The organism is Rhodanobacter sp. B05 (genome assembly GCF_002001085.1).
GTDB lineage: Bacteria > Pseudomonadota > Gammaproteobacteria > Xanthomonadales > Rhodanobacteraceae > Rhodanobacter.
This window is the reverse complement of record NZ_MUNU01000014.1, coordinates 221317-235838: the sequence shown is the minus strand read 5'-3', so window position 1 is coordinate 235838 and position 14522 is coordinate 221317. Positions and strand designations below refer to the sequence as shown.

General features: G+C 67.8%; 14 protein-coding genes. 4 read left to right on the top strand and 10 right to left on the bottom strand.

Features of this window, described 5'->3' with window-relative positions:
• Window positions 1-22: 22 nt before the first annotated feature.
• Entirely contained in the window at window positions 23-2005 is a 1983-nt protein-coding gene (locus B0E47_RS08530) for an acetyl-CoA hydrolase/transferase C-terminal domain-containing protein (protein WP_077513657.1), read from the top strand.
• Here the strand turns inward: B0E47_RS08530 and ccoS are convergent.
• Genes ccoS through ccoN form a run of 7 tightly spaced genes read right to left on the bottom strand, consistent with a single transcriptional unit; the run spans window position 1984 to window position 7909 of the window.
• Window positions 1984-2199 (bottom strand): cbb3-type cytochrome oxidase assembly protein CcoS, encoded by a 216-nt coding sequence (ccoS, locus tag B0E47_RS08525; protein WP_077513655.1) that lies wholly within the window; start codon window positions 2197-2199, stop codon window positions 1984-1986. The two genes, B0E47_RS08530 and ccoS, sit on opposite strands and share 22 nt — an antisense overlap.
• Entirely contained in the window at window positions 2196-4454 is a 2259-nt protein-coding gene (locus B0E47_RS08520; protein ID WP_077513653.1) for a heavy metal translocating P-type ATPase, read from the bottom strand. Before B0E47_RS08520 ends, ccoS begins: the two co-directional genes overlap by 4 nt.
• A complete protein-coding gene (locus tag B0E47_RS08515; protein WP_077513652.1) occupies window positions 4451-4690 on the bottom strand; it encodes a hypothetical protein in 240 nt (79 codons plus the stop codon). Before B0E47_RS08515 ends, B0E47_RS08520 begins: the two co-directional genes overlap by 4 nt.
• The gene (gene ccoP / locus B0E47_RS08510; RefSeq protein ID WP_077513650.1) at window positions 4674-5582 is read right to left on the bottom strand and encodes a cytochrome-c oxidase, cbb3-type subunit III; all 909 of its coding nucleotides are present in this window, start codon (window positions 5580-5582) and stop codon (window positions 4674-4676) included. The genes B0E47_RS08515 and ccoP overlap by 17 nt, the downstream gene beginning before the upstream one ends.
• Window positions 5579-5752 (bottom strand): cbb3-type cytochrome c oxidase subunit 3, encoded by a 174-nt coding sequence (locus B0E47_RS08505; RefSeq protein WP_305775351.1) that lies wholly within the window; start codon window positions 5750-5752, stop codon window positions 5579-5581. Before B0E47_RS08505 ends, ccoP begins: the two co-directional genes overlap by 4 nt.
• 5 nt (window positions 5753-5757) lie before the next feature.
• The gene (gene ccoO / locus B0E47_RS08500; RefSeq protein WP_077513648.1) at window positions 5758-6432 is read right to left on the bottom strand and encodes a cytochrome-c oxidase, cbb3-type subunit II; all 675 of its coding nucleotides are present in this window, start codon (window positions 6430-6432) and stop codon (window positions 5758-5760) included.
• Between the two features lie 10 nt (window positions 6433-6442).
• Complete coding sequence (ccoN, locus tag B0E47_RS08495; protein WP_077513646.1) at window positions 6443-7909, bottom strand: cytochrome-c oxidase, cbb3-type subunit I; 1467 nt, start codon at window positions 7907-7909, stop codon at window positions 6443-6445.
• Between the two features lie 190 nt (window positions 7910-8099).
• Here ccoN and ispG point away from each other — a divergent pair, with 190 nt between their 5' ends.
• Together ispG and B0E47_RS08485 are read left to right on the top strand one after the other, a co-directional pair.
• Window positions 8100-9359 (top strand): flavodoxin-dependent (E)-4-hydroxy-3-methylbut-2-enyl-diphosphate synthase, encoded by a 1260-nt coding sequence (gene ispG, locus B0E47_RS08490; protein WP_077513778.1) that lies wholly within the window; start codon window positions 8100-8102, stop codon window positions 9357-9359.
• A gap of 105 nt (window positions 9360-9464) precedes the next feature.
• Window positions 9465-10277, top strand: a complete 813-nt coding sequence (locus B0E47_RS08485) for an HD domain-containing phosphohydrolase (protein WP_254422868.1) — start codon at window positions 9465-9467, stop codon at window positions 10275-10277.
• 6 nt (window positions 10278-10283) lie between these two features.
• On the opposite strand, the gene aat is transcribed toward B0E47_RS08485, so the two are convergent.
• The 3 genes from aat to trxB form a co-directional block, all read right to left on the bottom strand.
• Window positions 10284-11012 carry a leucyl/phenylalanyl-tRNA--protein transferase gene (gene aat, locus B0E47_RS08480; protein ID WP_077513643.1) on the bottom strand — a complete coding sequence of 243 codons (729 nt, stop codon included), beginning with the start codon at window positions 11010-11012 and terminating at the stop codon, window positions 10284-10286.
• Window positions 11009-12139 carry a GNAT family N-acetyltransferase gene (locus B0E47_RS08475; protein ID WP_077513641.1) on the bottom strand — a complete coding sequence of 377 codons (1131 nt, stop codon included), beginning with the start codon at window positions 12137-12139 and terminating at the stop codon, window positions 11009-11011. Before B0E47_RS08475 ends, aat begins: the two co-directional genes overlap by 4 nt.
• Window positions 12140-12262: 123 nt before the next feature.
• Window positions 12263-13225, bottom strand: coding sequence for a thioredoxin-disulfide reductase (gene trxB, locus B0E47_RS08470; protein ID WP_077513639.1), 963 nt, complete (start codon window positions 13223-13225; stop codon window positions 12263-12265).
• Window positions 13226-13441: 216 nt separating this feature from the next.
• On the opposite strand from trxB, the gene ald reads away from it, so the two are divergent.
• Window positions 13442-14506, top strand: a complete 1065-nt coding sequence (ald, locus tag B0E47_RS08465) for an alanine dehydrogenase (RefSeq protein ID WP_077513637.1) — start codon at window positions 13442-13444, stop codon at window positions 14504-14506.
• The last annotated feature ends 16 nt before the right edge of the window (window positions 14507-14522 follow it).

Below are 14522 nucleotides of genomic sequence, written 5' to 3'. Positions count from 1 at the left end.
CGCCGTCGTGGCGGCTTCTGGCATGATCGGGCGCATGCCCGCCAAGCCGCGCCATAGCGATACCGAAGCCTGCGCCAGCGATCTCGCCGATGCGCTCGGTCCGGATCTGCGCATCGCCGCGCCGCTGGGCCTGGGCAAGCCGCACGGCCTGCTCAATGCGCTGTACCGGCTCACCGCGGCCGATCCGACCCGTTCGATGCGGCTGTACACGGCGCTGTCGCTGACCCGGCCGCAGCCGAAGCCCGGGCTGGAGCAGCGATTCCTGCAGCCGTTTCTCGATCGCCACTTCGGTGCCGACGCGGTCGATCCGCAGTACACGCTGGATCAGGCACGCAACGCGCTGCCGGCGAACGTGGCCGTGCACGAGTTCTACCTGCAATCCGGCGCGCTGCTGCATTCGGGCAGTGCCCAGCGCAGCTACATCAGCCAGAACTACACCCATGTCGCGCGCGACCTGGCAATACAGGACATCAACCTGCTGGTGCAACTGGTGGCACGACGCGAAGGTCCCGACGGGGTGCACTACAGCCTGTCCTGCAATCCCGACCTGACCCTGGATTTCCTGCGCCAGGTACAACTGGCCGGCACGCCGCGGCCGCTGTGCGTGGCCGTGGTGCATCCGGACCTGCCCTATCTGGGGGGTGACGCCGAGGTGGCGGCGGACTATTTCGACGTGGAGTTGTGCCCGGAGGCCTCGCCACGCCTGTTCGCGCTGCCGCGGCTGCCGGTCGACCTGACCGAATACGCGATCGGCCTGCACGCCAGTGCCCTGGTCAGGGATGGCGGCTGCCTGCAGGTCGGCATCGGCGCGCTGTCCGATGCCCTGGTCAAGGCGCTGCTGCTGCGCCAGCACGAGAACACCGCGTGGCGCTGCATGCTGGTGGCGCTGGACCCGGTGGGCAGCACCCATGCGCAGGCCGGTTGGCTCGGCGGACTTGCCCCGCTGAAGGCTGGCCTTTACGGCGCCAGCGAAATGGTGATGGACGGCTTCATGCACCTGCAGCGCGGCGGCATCCTCAAGCGCCGCAGCTGGAACAACCTGGCGCTTGAGCGCGCCTCGATCTCCGGGAGGCTGAACCCGGACACGCCGGGCGGTCACTATTTGCGTGGCGCGTTCTTCCTGGGTTCGCAGGAGTTGTACGAGTGGCTGGGCCGCACCGAGGCGGCAGACCCCGACGCGATCGACATGTGCGCGGTGTCCAACGTCAACCAGCTTTACGGCGATCATCAGGCGCTCGCCATGTTGCAACGTCGCGACGCGCGTTTCTTCAACACCTGCATTATGGCGACCCTGCTCGGCGCCGCGGTGTCCGACACGCTGGCGGACGGCGCGGTGGTCAGTGGCGTCGGCGGCCAGTACAACTTCGTGGCGATGGCGCACGAGCTGCCGGGCGGGCGTTCGGTGCTGCTGCTGCGCGCCACCCGCATGCGTGCTGGTGGCATCGAGAGCAATATCCGCTGGGACTACGGCCAGACCACGATTCCGCGCCATCTGCGCGATATCGTCGTCACCGAATACGGGATCGCCGACCTGCGCGGCAAGAGCGACAGCGAGTGCATCGAGGCGATGCTGTCGATCTGCGACGCCCGTTTTCTGGATGCGCTGTGCGCCGAGGCCAAGTCGCACGGCAAGCTGGCCGCGGACTTTGCGATACCGCCGGCATGGCGCCTGCACCAGCCGCACCGTCTGCACGAGTCGCTAGGGCCGTTCCGGCGCAAGGGCCTGCTGCCGGTGTTCCCGTTCGGCAGCGATTTCGACGAGGTCGAGCAGCGCCTGCTGCCGGCGCTGGAATGGCTCAAGGCCGGCGGTCAGCGCTGGCGCGGACGTTGGCAGTTGCTGCGCGCGGTGTGCCGGCCGGGGGACGCCAGCCAGGGCGAGGAGGAAGCGTTGCGGCGGATGGGATTGGATGCGCCGGCCACGCTGAGCGAGCGCGTGCAACGCCGCTTGTTGCAGGCGGCATTGCGGCGACGCTCGGGCGAAACTCAGGGATCGGCCGCGGGCTGACCGGTTTTTCCCACGGTCGTCGCCGACGGTGTTTCTGGTCCGGTTGCGGATGCTGGCGCCTCGTCCATCAGCGGCAACACCGCGGGACTGTCGAGATCGTCGAACTGCTGGTGGTTCACCGCCCAGAAGAACAGGGCCACCGCCACCACGATCACCAGCAGGGTCACCGGGATCAGTACCAGCAGGATGTTCATGCGGACACCGCTGCGGCGCTGCCGGAGCCGGGCCGCCCCGGCGTCGCGTCGTCGGTTCGATCGTGGCCCACCCGCAGCGCGTTGAGCACCACCAGCAGCGAGCTCAGCGACATGCCGATCGCAGCCAGCCACGGCGGCACCAGCCCGAACGCAGCGAACGGTACGGCGAAAAGGTTGTACAGCAGCGCCCAGCGCCGGCTCTGTCCGATCACCTTGTGCATCCGCAGCGCCGTCGCGCGGGCCTGCAGCAGGCCGTCCAGACGGCCATCCAGCAACAGCAGATCGGCCTGTGCCTGGGCCAGGTCGGTGCCGCTGGTCAGCGCGGCGGATACATCGGCGGCGGCCAGCAGCGGTGCATCGTTGCTGCCATCGCCCACCGCCAGCACGGTGTGCCCATCGGCCTGCAGCGAGCGCAGCCGCGCCAGCTTGTCGGTGGGCAGCTGGCTTGCGTGCCAGTCGCCGATGTCGAGCCGTGCGGCGAGCGCCGCCACGCGATCGGCATGATCGCCGCTGGCCATGCACAGGCCAACCCCTTCGCGACGCAGTTGCTCCAGGGTGGCTGCCGCGTCGGAACGCGGCTGCTCATGGAAGTGGAAGCGCGCCAGCGGACCCGCATCGTCGGCGAGTACCAGGGCGTCATCGGCCAGCTCCGGATCGATCCGGCCTTCGGCCAGCGCGAAACGTGCGTGGCCGAGGCGCAGCGCGCGGCCCTCCACGGTGCCGGCGATGCCGGCGGCCAGCGTTACCTGCACATCCTGCGCCTGCGATGGCGTCACCTTTCCGCGTGCGGCTTCGGTCAGGGCACGCGCGAGCGGATGCGAGCTCTGGCTGGCCAGGGCCATCGCCCACGCCAGCACCTGCTCGCGCGAATCGCCACGCAGGGGTTCGGTGGCGGCGGCATCCAGCCGCGGCACCGCAAGCGTGCCGGTCTTGTCGAACAGCGCGCGGTCGACGCGGGCCAGCGCGAGCAGGGCGTTGCCATCGGTTACCAGGACGTGGTGGCGCGCCAGCTGGCCGAGCGCGCGGGTCAGCGTGACCGGCACGGTCAGCGCGAACGCGCAGGGACAGGCCACCACCAGTACGGCGATGGCGGCGTCGAATGCGCGCGATGGGTCGACCAGCAACCAGCCCAGCGCGGTCAACACAGTCAGCAGCAGGACGCGGCGCACGAAGCGCGCCGCATCGCGGTCGCTGCCGGCAAGCGATGCACGTGCCTGGCGCGCCCGCGCGGCGAGCGTGCCCAGCCGCGCCACCCCGGTGTCGGTACCGCCGTGCTCGACGCGCAGCTCCGCCGGCCCGGTCAGCAGCACGCTGCCTGCCGCCAGTCGCTCGCCGCGCTGACGCTGCTGCGGGCGCGATTCTCCGGAAAGCAGCGCCTCGTCGACCTGCACCGAAGCGCTCTCCAGCACGCCGTCGGCCGGGACCATGCCGCCGTCATCGATGTGCACGCGGTCGCCGGGGACGAGGCTCAGGGCCGCCACCGTTTCCAGTTCGCCATCGGCGCGCCGGCGCTGCGCCAGCAGCGGCGTCGCGTCGATCAACGCGTCACCCTGCGCGCCGCCGCGATGGCGCGACCGCAGTTCCAGGTAGCGTGCGCCGAGCAACAGGAACACGAACATGCTGACCGAGTCGAAGTAGACCTCGCCGCTGCCGCGCAGGGTATTTATCACGCTGGCGGCGAACACCAGCACGACCGCCAGCGCCACCGGCAGGTTGATGCCGAACCGGTGGCCGCGCAGTTCATCCGCGGCGCCGCGGAAGAACGAGCGCGCCGAATAGAACACCAGCGGAATCGTGGTGAGCAGCCCCAGCCAGCGGAACAGGTTGCGCGTGCTGAAATCCACGAAGTCGACCACGCCGATGTAGATGACGAAGGCATAGGTCATCACCTGCATCGCGCACATGCCAGCGACCAGCATGCGCTTCAGTGCGTCGTGCATCTCGGCGGCACGCGCATCCTCGATCTCGTCATGGCGCAGCGGCCGCGCCGGGCAGCCGGCGGCGGCGAAGTTCTCGAGCAGGGTCGGCAGGGAAGTTCGCCGGGTCTGCCACACCACCCGCACGCGCCGGGCCGCACGATCGATGGCGACCCGGCGTACCCCGGCCAGCGCGTTGATGCGCTGCTCCAGCCAGAGCACCTGGCGCGGGTCGTGCAGCGCCTCGACGTGCAGCGCGATTTCGCTGCAACCATCGCGCCGCTCGCGCAACACCTGGGCGGCGAGCCGCGGGTCAGCCCATGTCGCCGCGGTGCTCATGGCGTCGGCTGGGGTGGCGGCCCGGGTGGCGGTCGCGCCGCGCTGTGCGCACTGACCGGCACGCCGAACACCGCATGCGAGGTGGTCAGCGGCGTATCGGCGTAGCGGGCGCTGACCGTGATGAGCCACACGCAACCCGCCAGCGACGCCACGAAGACGGCGATGCCCAGCCACGCCACCGGCTGGTGATACCACGCCGATCCGGTGCGCAGGTGGTGGTCAGTGCTTGTCGTCATCAGTAGGGTGCGACCAGTGATAGACATAGGCCGCGAGCACGTGGATCTGGTCGGCGGTCAGGCGCGTGCCCCATGCCGGCATGTGGCCCTGGCGTCCGTCGTGCACGGTCTGGTGGATGTCCGCGACCGTGCCGCCGTACAGCCAGATGTGATCGGTGAGGTTCGGCGCGCCCAGCGCCTGGTTGCCCTTGCCGTCGGGCCCGTGGCAGGCGGCGCAGGTGGCGAACAAGGGCTTGCCGGCGGCAGCCTTGGCCGCATCGTGCGGTGACCCGGACAGGCTCAGCACGTACTGCACCAGGTTGTCGACGTTGTCCTCGCCCAAGCTGGCCCATGGCGGCATCACGCCGCTGCGCCCGTCGTGGATCGAAGTGGTGATGTCGTCGCCGCTGCCGCCGTAAAGCCAATCGTCGTCGGTGAGGTTGGGCGCGCCAAGCAGGATGTTGCCCTTGCCGCTGCGCTGGTGGCAGGCGGCGCAGTTGTCCTCGAACAACACCTTGCCCATCGCCCTGGCTTGCCGATCGCCGGCCAGCTGCTCGACCGGATACAGCCGGAAGCGCTCCAGCAGCGGGTCGAGCCTGGCATCGTTGGCCGCCACGGCGCGGGCCAGTTCGCCGTGCGAGGTCCAGTCGAGCAGACCCTTGAAGCTGCCGAAGCCGGGGAACAGCGCCAGGTAGGTGAAGCCGGCCACGAACATGGCGCCGGAGAACAGCACCCACCACAGCGGCAACCTGCGCACGCCTTCGCGCAGCACGCCGTGCGCCCAGACGTGGCCGCTGGTGCCGTCAGGCAGGGTGGGGATCTTCGCGCGCGGTCCCCACAGATACAGGAAGAACGTGATGCCCATGTTCAGCACCACCAGGAACATCACCCAAAGCGACCAGCCCGTGCTCATGGACGATCCTCCTCATTGTCGTTGCCAGCCTCGTCTTCCATCGGCAGGCGTGCCATGCGGTTGAATGTCTTCTTGTGATATTTGCGCCAGGCCCAGATCCAGATGCCGATGAAGCTGACCAGCATCAGCACGATGAAGACGCCGGCGATGTGGCCCCAGACGGGATTCATCGGTGTCATGGCGTGCCCCCGTCGCTGGCCGGCGCGGCGCCTGCCGCGGCGGCACCGCCGACTGGCGGCCTGGGCTCGTTGTCGATGCCCAGGCCCTGCAGGTAGGCGATCAGCGCATCCATCTCGGTCTTGCCGGCCACGGCGGCCGGCGCGGCGGCAATCTGCGCGTCGGTGTACGGATCACCGAGCCGTCGCAAGGTACGCATGCGCGCCTGCACGTCGGCACCATCGAGCTTGTTTTGCGCCAGCCACGGGTAGCCCGGCATGTTCGACTGCGGCACCAGCTGGCGCGGAGCCATCAGGTGCAGGCGCTGCCACTCGTCCGAATACTTGCCGCCGACCCGCGCCAGGTCGGGCCCGGTGCGCTTGGAACCCCATTGGAACGGGCGGTCGTAGACCGATTCGGCGGCGGTGGAGTAGTGGCCGTAGCGCTCCGTTTCGAAACGCAGGGCGCGGATCATCTGCGAGTGGCACAGGTAGCAGCCGTTCTCGACGTACACGTCGCGGCCCATCAGCCGCAGCGCGTCGTAGGGCTGCACGCCAGGCGGCGGCTTCACCGAGTGTGCCTCCATGAACAGCGGGGTGATCTCGGCGAGGCCGCCGAGCGAGACCATGATCGCGATCAGGACACCGAGCAGCCCGGCGTGTTTCTCGATTGCTTCGAAATGCTTGTAAGCCATGACGCCCTCCTCAACCGGCCGCAGGCAGCGGGGCGGGTACCTGATGCGGCACCGGCTCGGGAATCGGCACCGGGATCGGCTTGATCAGGCGCGCGCGCGCGTCGGCGGCGGTATGCCACAGGTTCCAGGCCATCACCCACATGCCGGACAGGATGAATACGCCGCCGGCCCAGCGGATCAGGTACATCGGCCTGATCGCGATCAGGCTGTCGAGGAAGCCGTAGGTCAGCGCACCATCCGGCTGGGTGGCGCGCCACATCAGGCCCTCGGTGACGCCGGCGGTCCACATCGCGCCGACATAGAGCAGGGTGCCCACCATGTGCAGCCAGAAGTGCCATTCCATCGCGCTGCGCGAGTGCATCTCCGGGCGACCCAGCGCGCGGGGGGCCATCGCGTACAGCGAGCCGATGGTGATCATCGCCACCCAGCCGAGCGAACCCGAATGCACGTGGGCGATCGTCCAGTCGGTGTAATGCGACAGCGAGTTCACCGTCTTGATCGCCATCATCGAGCCTTCGAACGTGGCGGCGCCGTAGAACACCAGCGACATCACCATGAACTTGGCGGCCGGGTCGGTCTTCAGTCGATGCCAGGAGCCGTTGAAGGTGAGCAGGCCATTCGCCGCCGAACCCAGGCTGGGCATCAGCAGCACCAGCGAGAACGCCATGCCGACCGACTGCACCCAGTCGGGCAGGGCGGTGTACATCAGGTGGTGCGCGCCGGCCCACATGTAGACCGAGATCAGCGCCCAGAAATTGACGATCGAGAAGCGGTAGCTCCAGAGTGGCTGCTTGGCCTGCCGCGGCACGAAGTAATACATCATGCCGAGGAAGCCGGCGGTGAGGAAGAACGCCACCGCGTTGTGGCCGTACCACCACTGCACCATCGCGTCGACCACGCCCGAGTAGATCGGGTAGGACTTCCACATCGACACCGGCAGGGCCAGGTTGTTGACGATGTGCAGCAGGCCGACGGCGATGATGAACGCGCCGTAGTACCAGTTGGCCACGTAGATGTGCTTGATGCGTCGGCGCGCGAGGCTGGCGAAGAACACCACGCCGAAGCTGACCCAGACCACCGCGATCAGGATGTCGATGAACCATTCCGGCTCGGCGTATTCCTTGCTCTGGGTGATGCCCAGTGGCATCGTGGTCATCGCCAGCACGCAGATCAGCTGCCAGCCCCAGAACGTGAACCCGGCCAGCTTGCCCAGCGCCAATCGGGCATGGCCGGTACGCTGCACCACGTAGTAGCAGGTTCCCATCAGCGCCGAACCGCCGAACGCGAAGATCACGCCGAACGTGTGATCCGGACGCAGCCGGCTGAAGGTGATGAACGGGATATTGAAATTCAGCGCCGGCCACATCAGCTCGGCGGCGATGTAGACGCCGACCGACATGCCGATGATGCCCCAGACGGCGGCGGCCAGCAGGAACTGGCGCACTACCTTGTCGTTGTAGTACTCGGTGTTAGGCATGCAGGATTCCCGATCAGGTTTCCGAGTATTGTCGAGGAAGAACCGGCCCGCATTGACGGCGATCAACCGGATGCGGCAATTCGTCCCGTTACCGCGCCCGCGGGGGCCGGGTCTTCATCGGCCGGAGCGCCTATCAGGTATCCTTGCCGGCGTCGCCGCGCACCGTCGCGCCATGTATTCGGTTGATCTCATGAGTGAACCTGCTACCCGGAAACCGCGCTCGGCCGAGCCATATCCACGTCGGGAGAGTGTAGGCGTACGGATCGGAAAGGTGAAGGTCGGTGGCGGTGCGCCGATCGTGGTGCAGTCGATGACCAATACCGACACCGAGGACCCGGCCAGCACCGCGAAACAGATCGCCGAACTGGCCCGCGCCGGTTCCGAGCTGGTGCGCATCACGGTCAACACGCCGGCCGCCGCGGCGGCGGTGCCGCGCATCGCCGAACGGCTGGCGATGATGGGGGTGGAGGTGCCGATCATCGGCGACTTCCACTACAACGGTCATCAACTGCTGGAACGCGAGCCGGCCTGTGCCGAGGTGCTGGCCAAGTACCGCATCAATCCCGGCAACGTGGGTTTCGGCAAGAAGCACGAGAGCCAGTTCGCCTCGATCATCGAAAAGGCGCTGCGCTACGACAAGCCGGTGCGCATCGGCGCCAACTGGGGCTCGCTCGACCAGGCGATGGTGACTGCCCTGATGGACGAGAACGCGCGTCGCGCCGATCCCTGGGACGCCTCGCATGTGGCGCGCGAGGCGCTGTTGCGTTCGGCGCTGGATTCGGCCGCGCTGGCCGAGAAGCTTGGGCTGGCCCGCGACCGCATCATCCTGTCGTGCAAGGTTTCCGGCGTGCAGGAACTGATCGCGGTGTACCGCGACCTGGCCGCGCGCTGCGACTACGCGTTGCACCTGGGCCTGACCGAGGCCGGCATGGGCTCCAAGGGCATCACGGCCTCCGCCGCGGCCCTGGCGGTGCTGCTGCAGGAAGGCATCGGCGACACCATCCGCATTTCGCTCACGCCCGAGCCGGGCGCCTCGCGCACCGGCGAGGTGATCGTGGCGCAGGAGCTGCTGCAAACCATGGGCCTGCGCTCGTTCACGCCGCTGGTCACTGCCTGCCCCGGGTGCGGTCGCACCACCAGCGAGTTCTTCCAGGAGCTGGCGCAGACGGTGCAGGCACACGTGCGCGAACAGATGCCGGTGTGGCGGGTCAAATACGACGGCGTGGAAAACCTCACCCTGGCGGTGATGGGCTGCATCGTCAACGGCCCCGGCGAATCCAAGCACGCCAACATCGGCATCTCGCTGCCCGGCAATGGCGAGGCGCCGGCGGCGCCGGTGTTCATCGATGGCGAGAAGGCGATGACCCTGCGCGGCGACAATATCGCCAACGAATTCGTCGGCATCCTGGACGACTACGTGGCGCGCAAGTACACGGTGCGGACCGGCTGAGATTTCTGTCACAGAGTGGCAGCGGCCAGTGCCTCACACTGCCGCCTGCCTGCAAGATGTGTGATGCGCATGTCGTGCGCGGGACGTTCTCGCCGGAGCCTTGTCTTGACGATCAGCCCTCAATTCCGCACGGCCTCTGCCTACGTGTTGCTGTCCACGTTGTGGATCTGCCTTTCCGATCGCGTGCTGGGCGCGCTGGTGCAGGGCCAGGCCGAGCTGACCTTCCTGCAGAGCGTCAAGGGCGGCCTGTTCGTGCTGGCCACCGGCGTACTGCTGTACTGGATGATCGGCCGCGACTTGCGCCGCCTGCAGGTGGCCAACCAGACCCTGCGCAACAGCCACAAGCAGACGCTGCGCGTGCTGGTATCGGCGATGGACATCCGGCACAAGGAAACCGGCGATCATTCCGACCGGGTGATGCGCATGTCGGTGGGGCTGGCCCGGCTCGCGGGCGTGCAGGGCGAGGCGCTGCGCCACCTCACGTTCGGCGCCCTGCTGCATGACATCGGCAAGCTGGCGTTGCCGGATTCGATCCTGATCAAGCCCGGCAAGCTGGATGACGAGGAGATGGCGGTGATGCGTCAGCACCCGCAACTCGGCTACGAACTGTTGCAGCGGGTCGATTTCCTGCGTGACGCCAGCGACATCCCGCACAGCCATCACGAGCGCTGGGATGGCACCGGATATCCGCAGGGCCTGCGTGGCGCGGCGATTCCGCTGGCCGCGCGGATCTTCAGCGTGGTCGACGTGTGGGATGCGCTGATCACCGCGCGCGTCTACAAGCCGGCGTGGCCGGAGGCGGACGTCCTGAACTATCTGCGCGCCGCCGCCGGCAGCCAGCTCGATCCGAACCTGGTGGCACTGTTCCTGGACAACTACGACGCGCTCAAGGCGCTTGGCCAGGTGCCGGCCCGTTGAGCGCTGTCATTCGCCTGCGCAGGGCTGGATCAGGCGCGGCGTGAGGTCGCTCCAGTTGCCGGTCGGTCCGGGCAGCTGGCCGAGCCGGGCGACGTGTTGCAGGAACTCCACGCGCGGCATCTCCAGCGCACCCAGGCCGAGCGTATGCGGATTGCTGACCTGGGTGTCGATCAGCGGAAAATCCATCTCGTGCAGCAGCCGGGCCAGGGCGACGAGGGCGATCTTCGAGCCGCCGCTCTCCGCGCTGAACATCGACTCGCCGCAGAACAGTCGCCCGATCGCCACGCCATAGATGCCGCCGACCAGTCGTTCACCGTCCCACACCTCCACGCTGTGCGCATGGCCGAGCCGGTGCAGGTGCACGTAGGCGTCGATCATCGCCGGCACCAGCCAGGTACCCGATTCACCGACACGCGGCGCGGCGCAGGCGCGGATCACCTGCCCGAAGGCGCGGTCGACGCTCAACCGCCAGTGCCTGCCGGCCAACTGGCGGCGCAGGCTGCGATTGATCCGCAGCGTTCCGGTATCGAACACGCAGCGCGGGTCAGGCGACCACCACAGGATCGGCTCGCCGGCACCGAACCAGGGAAAGATGCCGCGGCGGTACGCGGCCAGCAGGCGCTGTGGCGTGAGATCGCCACCGAACGCGAGCAAGCCGTTCGGCTCGACCAGCGCCAGACGCGGGTCGGGGAAGTGGTCGGGCGCGGCGGGATCCAGTAGCGGCAGGCGCATCATCGTTCGGCAAACGGACTGTGGCTGTGCAGCTCGGTGGCATAAGCGTCGACCGCTTCCGCCTCGCTGGCAAGCGCCGCAGCCACGGCGGCGCGAAAATCCGGATTGGCCAGATAGTGCCGCGAATGCGTGCGCGCCGGCAGGAAGCCGCGCGCCAGCTTGTGCTCGCCCTGCGCGCCGGGTTCGAACCGATCCAGCCGCTGCGCGATCGCATGCTCGATGCCGCGGTAGTAGCACAGCTCGAAATGCAGGCCGGGCACGTCCACCGAGGCGCCCCAGTAGCGGCCGTACAGCACGTTGCCACCTTGCACGAACAGCGCCATCGCCACGATGGTTTCGTCCTCGCGTGCCAGCGCGACCTGCGCGAGCCCGCCGAGTTCGCCGAGGCGGCTGAAGAATGCCGCGGTCAGCGCAGCGTGGTTGCCCTTGAGGTCGAACGTGCTTTCGTACAGGGCATGCAGCCGGCGCCATTCGGCGCGATCCAGCGTGTCGCCGCCGCGCCATTCGATCGTCAAACCGCTGGCGGCCACCTGATCGCGTTCGCGCAGGATGTTCTTGCGCTTCTTGTGGCTGAGCGCGGCGAGGAAATCCGGGAAGTGGCGATAGCCGCGGTTGTGCCAGTGGAACTGCACGTCCGAGCGGGCCAGCCAGTCATCGCCGAATGCGGCGAGTTCGGCGGGCTGCAGGAAGTTGGCGTGTACCGAAGACAGGCCGAGCCGGGCGGTTTCGTCGCGCATCGCCTCGACCAGCGCACGCTGCAGGGCGGGTGTGTGTTCACTGCTGCCAGCCAGCAGGCGCGGGCCGGGCACGGGCGAGTAGGGCACGCCGTTGAGCAGTTTCGGATAGTACGCGCCACCGGCGCGCTCCCATGCGCTGGCCCAGCTCCAGTCGAACACGAATTCGCCGTGCGAATTGCCCTTCAGGTACAGCGGTGCGGCGGCGAGCAGGCGGCCGTCCTCATACAGGCCCAGATGATGGGCCTGCCAGCCCCAGTCGGGACGGATGCAGCCGCTTTGCTCCAGTGCATGCAGAAACGCATGCGACACGAACGGATTGGCGTCGGCACGCAGGGTGTCCCACGCCGTGGCTGGCAGTTCGGCGATCGCGGCATGGAAGCGGATGTCATGCATGAGGTGGTTCGTAGGAGCCCGCTCGCGGGCGATGCTCTTCGAATCCCGGCTTTCAACAGACGAACGTCTGGTCATCCCGAATCCCGAGAAAGAGCATCGCCCGCGAGCGGGCTCCTACACGTATCACCCGGCCGGGGTCTGCTGGTCCAGCCAGCGTTCGGCGTCCAGCGCGGCCATGCAGCCGAAGCCAGCCGAGGTCACCGCCTGGCGGTAGACATGGTCGGCCACGTCGCCGGCGGCAAACACGCCCGGCACCGAGGTCATCGTGGCCATGCCGCCGAGGCCGGTCTTGATCTTGATGTAGCCGTCGTGCATGTCGAGCTGGCCTTCGAAGATGCCGGTGTTCGGCGTGTGGCCGATCGCCACGAAGAAGCCGGTGGCCGCGATGTCGCGGGTGGCGCCGGAGTTGACGTCCTTGACACGCACGCCGGTGACGCCGGAGACGTCGCCGAGCACTTCGTCGATGGTGTGGTTCCAGACCAGTTCGATCTTGCCGGCGGCGGCCTTCTCGAACAGCTTGTCCTGCATGATCTTCTCGGCGCGCAGCTTGTCGCGGCGATGCACCAGGTAGACCTTGCTGGCGATATTGGACAGGTACAGCGCCTCCTCGACCGCAGTGTTGCCGCCGCCGATCACCACCACCACCTGCTCGCGGAAGAAGAAGCCGTCGCAGGTGGCGCAGGCGGAGACGCCCTTGCCCTTGAACCGCTCCTCGCTTTCGATGCCGAGATACTTGGCGGTGGCGCCGGTGGTGATGATCAGGGCGTCGGCGGTGTATTCGCCCGAATCGCCCTTGAGCCGGAACGGGCGCTGTTTCAGGTCGGCGGTGTGGATGTGGTCGAAGATCATCTCGGTGTGGAAACGCTCGGCGTGCTCGGCCATGCGCTGCATCAGGGCCGGACCCTGCAGGCCCTCGACATCGCCCGGCCAGTTGTCCACGTCGGTGGTGGTCATCAGCTGGCCGCCCTGTTGCAGGCCGGTGATCATGGTCGGCTTCAGGTTGGCGCGCGCGGCGTACACCGCGGCGGTGTAGCCGGCAGGGCCGGAGCCGAGGATCAGCAGGCGGCTGTGCTTGGGGGTGGGCATGGCGGGTATAATCCTTGGGTTTGCTGGTGACTTGAGTGGCTATTCGCTGCAACTGCGGCCGCGGTTTCACTGGAACCGCCTCGGCAGGCAACAAGATGTGCGACCCCGGGAGAATGGGGAATCCGCACGGCCGATTCAAGTCAGCGGCAAGCCAACGACACCACCGCGGCGGTTGCGCGATGGATTTACAACGTGCTTCCACAGGATTCTCTTGCCATGCGTATCGGTATCCCCTCCGAAACCAAGACCCTTGAAGGTCGTGTTGCCCTCGTTCCCGCCGCTGCCGCCGACCTGGTGCGCCGTGGCCACGAAGTGTTCCTGCAGTCCGGCGCCGGCCTGAAGAGCGGTTTTGCCGACGAGGTCTACGTCAAGCAGGGCATCAAGATCGTGGCGGACGCCGCGGCGCTGTACGAGGCCGGCGAGCTGATCGTCAAGGTGAAGGAGCCGGTTGCCGGCGACCTGGCGTTGCTGAAGAAGCATCACCTGCTGTTCTGCTACCTGCACCTGGCCGCCGAACCGGCGTTGACGAAGAGCCTGCTCGACATCGGCCTGACCGGCGTGGCGTTCGAGTCGGTGGAGGAACACGGCGGCCTGCCGCTGCTGCACCCGATGTCGGTGATCGCAGGCCGGATCGCCACCCAGATCGGCACCACGCTGCTGCATCGCCCGCAGGGTGGCAAGGGCAAGCTGCTGGGCGGCATGGCGTCCACCCCGCGCGGCAAGGTGGTGGTGCTCGGCGCCGGCGCGGCCGGTGGCAACGCCGCCGCGCTGGCTGCTGCGGCCGGTGCCAACGTGGTGGTGTTCGACAAGCGCCAGGATCGCCTCGCCGAAATGATGGCGATGGGTCCGAACGTCACCGCGCTGTATGCCTACGAGTCCTCGGTGGCCGAGGAAGTGCGCGACGCCGACATCGTGGTCGGTGCCGTGCTGATTCCCAGCGCCAAGGCTCCGCACGTGGTCACCGAGGCGATGGTCAGGACGATGGAGCCGGGCAGCGTGCTGGTGGATATCGCGATCGACCAGGGCGGCTGCTTCGAGACCTCGAAGCCGACCAGCTGGGAGAAGCCGACCTATGACGTGCACGGTGTCACCCACTTCTGCGTGACCAACATGCCGGGTGCCGTGCCGCAGACCTCGTCGGTGGCGATCTCCGCCGCGATCCTGCCGTACGTGCAGCGCCTGGCTGCGGGCAGCGAATGGCGCGAGTTCGAGCCGCTGAAGGTCGGCATCAATGTCGACGGCGGCAAGCTGGTGCATCCGGCCCTGCAAGGTATGCTCTAGGCCTTGGCAGGCAGGA

What these genes read in the sequence shown, in the direction of transcription:
- B0E47_RS08530 (WP_077513657.1), top strand. Translation starts at nt 23, where the DNA reads ATGATCGGGCGCATGCCCGCCAAGCCGCGCCATAGCGATACCGAAGCC.
- ccoS (WP_077513655.1), bottom strand. Translation starts at nt 2,199, where the DNA reads ATGAACATCCTGCTGGTACTGATCCCGGTGACCCTGCTGGTGATCGTG.
- B0E47_RS08520 (WP_077513653.1), bottom strand. Translation starts at nt 4,454, where the DNA reads ATGAGCACCGCGGCGACATGGGCTGACCCGCGGCTCGCCGCCCAGGTG.
- B0E47_RS08515 (WP_077513652.1), bottom strand. Translation starts at nt 4,690, where the DNA reads ATGACGACAAGCACTGACCACCACCTGCGCACCGGATCGGCGTGGTAT.
- ccoP (WP_077513650.1), bottom strand. Translation starts at nt 5,582, where the DNA reads ATGAGCACGGGCTGGTCGCTTTGGGTGATGTTCCTGGTGGTGCTGAAC.
- B0E47_RS08505 (WP_305775351.1), bottom strand. Translation starts at nt 5,752, where the DNA reads ATGAATCCCGTCTGGGGCCACATCGCCGGCGTCTTCATCGTGCTGATG.
- ccoO (WP_077513648.1), bottom strand. Translation starts at nt 6,432, where the DNA reads ATGGCTTACAAGCATTTCGAAGCAATCGAGAAACACGCCGGGCTGCTC.
- ccoN (WP_077513646.1), bottom strand. Translation starts at nt 7,909, where the DNA reads ATGCCTAACACCGAGTACTACAACGACAAGGTAGTGCGCCAGTTCCTG.
- ispG (WP_077513778.1), top strand. Translation starts at nt 8,100, where the DNA reads ATGAGTGAACCTGCTACCCGGAAACCGCGCTCGGCCGAGCCATATCCA.
- aat (WP_077513643.1), bottom strand. Translation starts at nt 11,012, where the DNA reads ATGATGCGCCTGCCGCTACTGGATCCCGCCGCGCCCGACCACTTCCCC.
- B0E47_RS08475 (WP_077513641.1), bottom strand. Translation starts at nt 12,139, where the DNA reads ATGCATGACATCCGCTTCCATGCCGCGATCGCCGAACTGCCAGCCACG.
- trxB (WP_077513639.1), bottom strand. Translation starts at nt 13,225, where the DNA reads ATGCCCACCCCCAAGCACAGCCGCCTGCTGATCCTCGGCTCCGGCCCT.
- ald (WP_077513637.1), top strand. Translation starts at nt 13,442, where the DNA reads ATGCGTATCGGTATCCCCTCCGAAACCAAGACCCTTGAAGGTCGTGTT.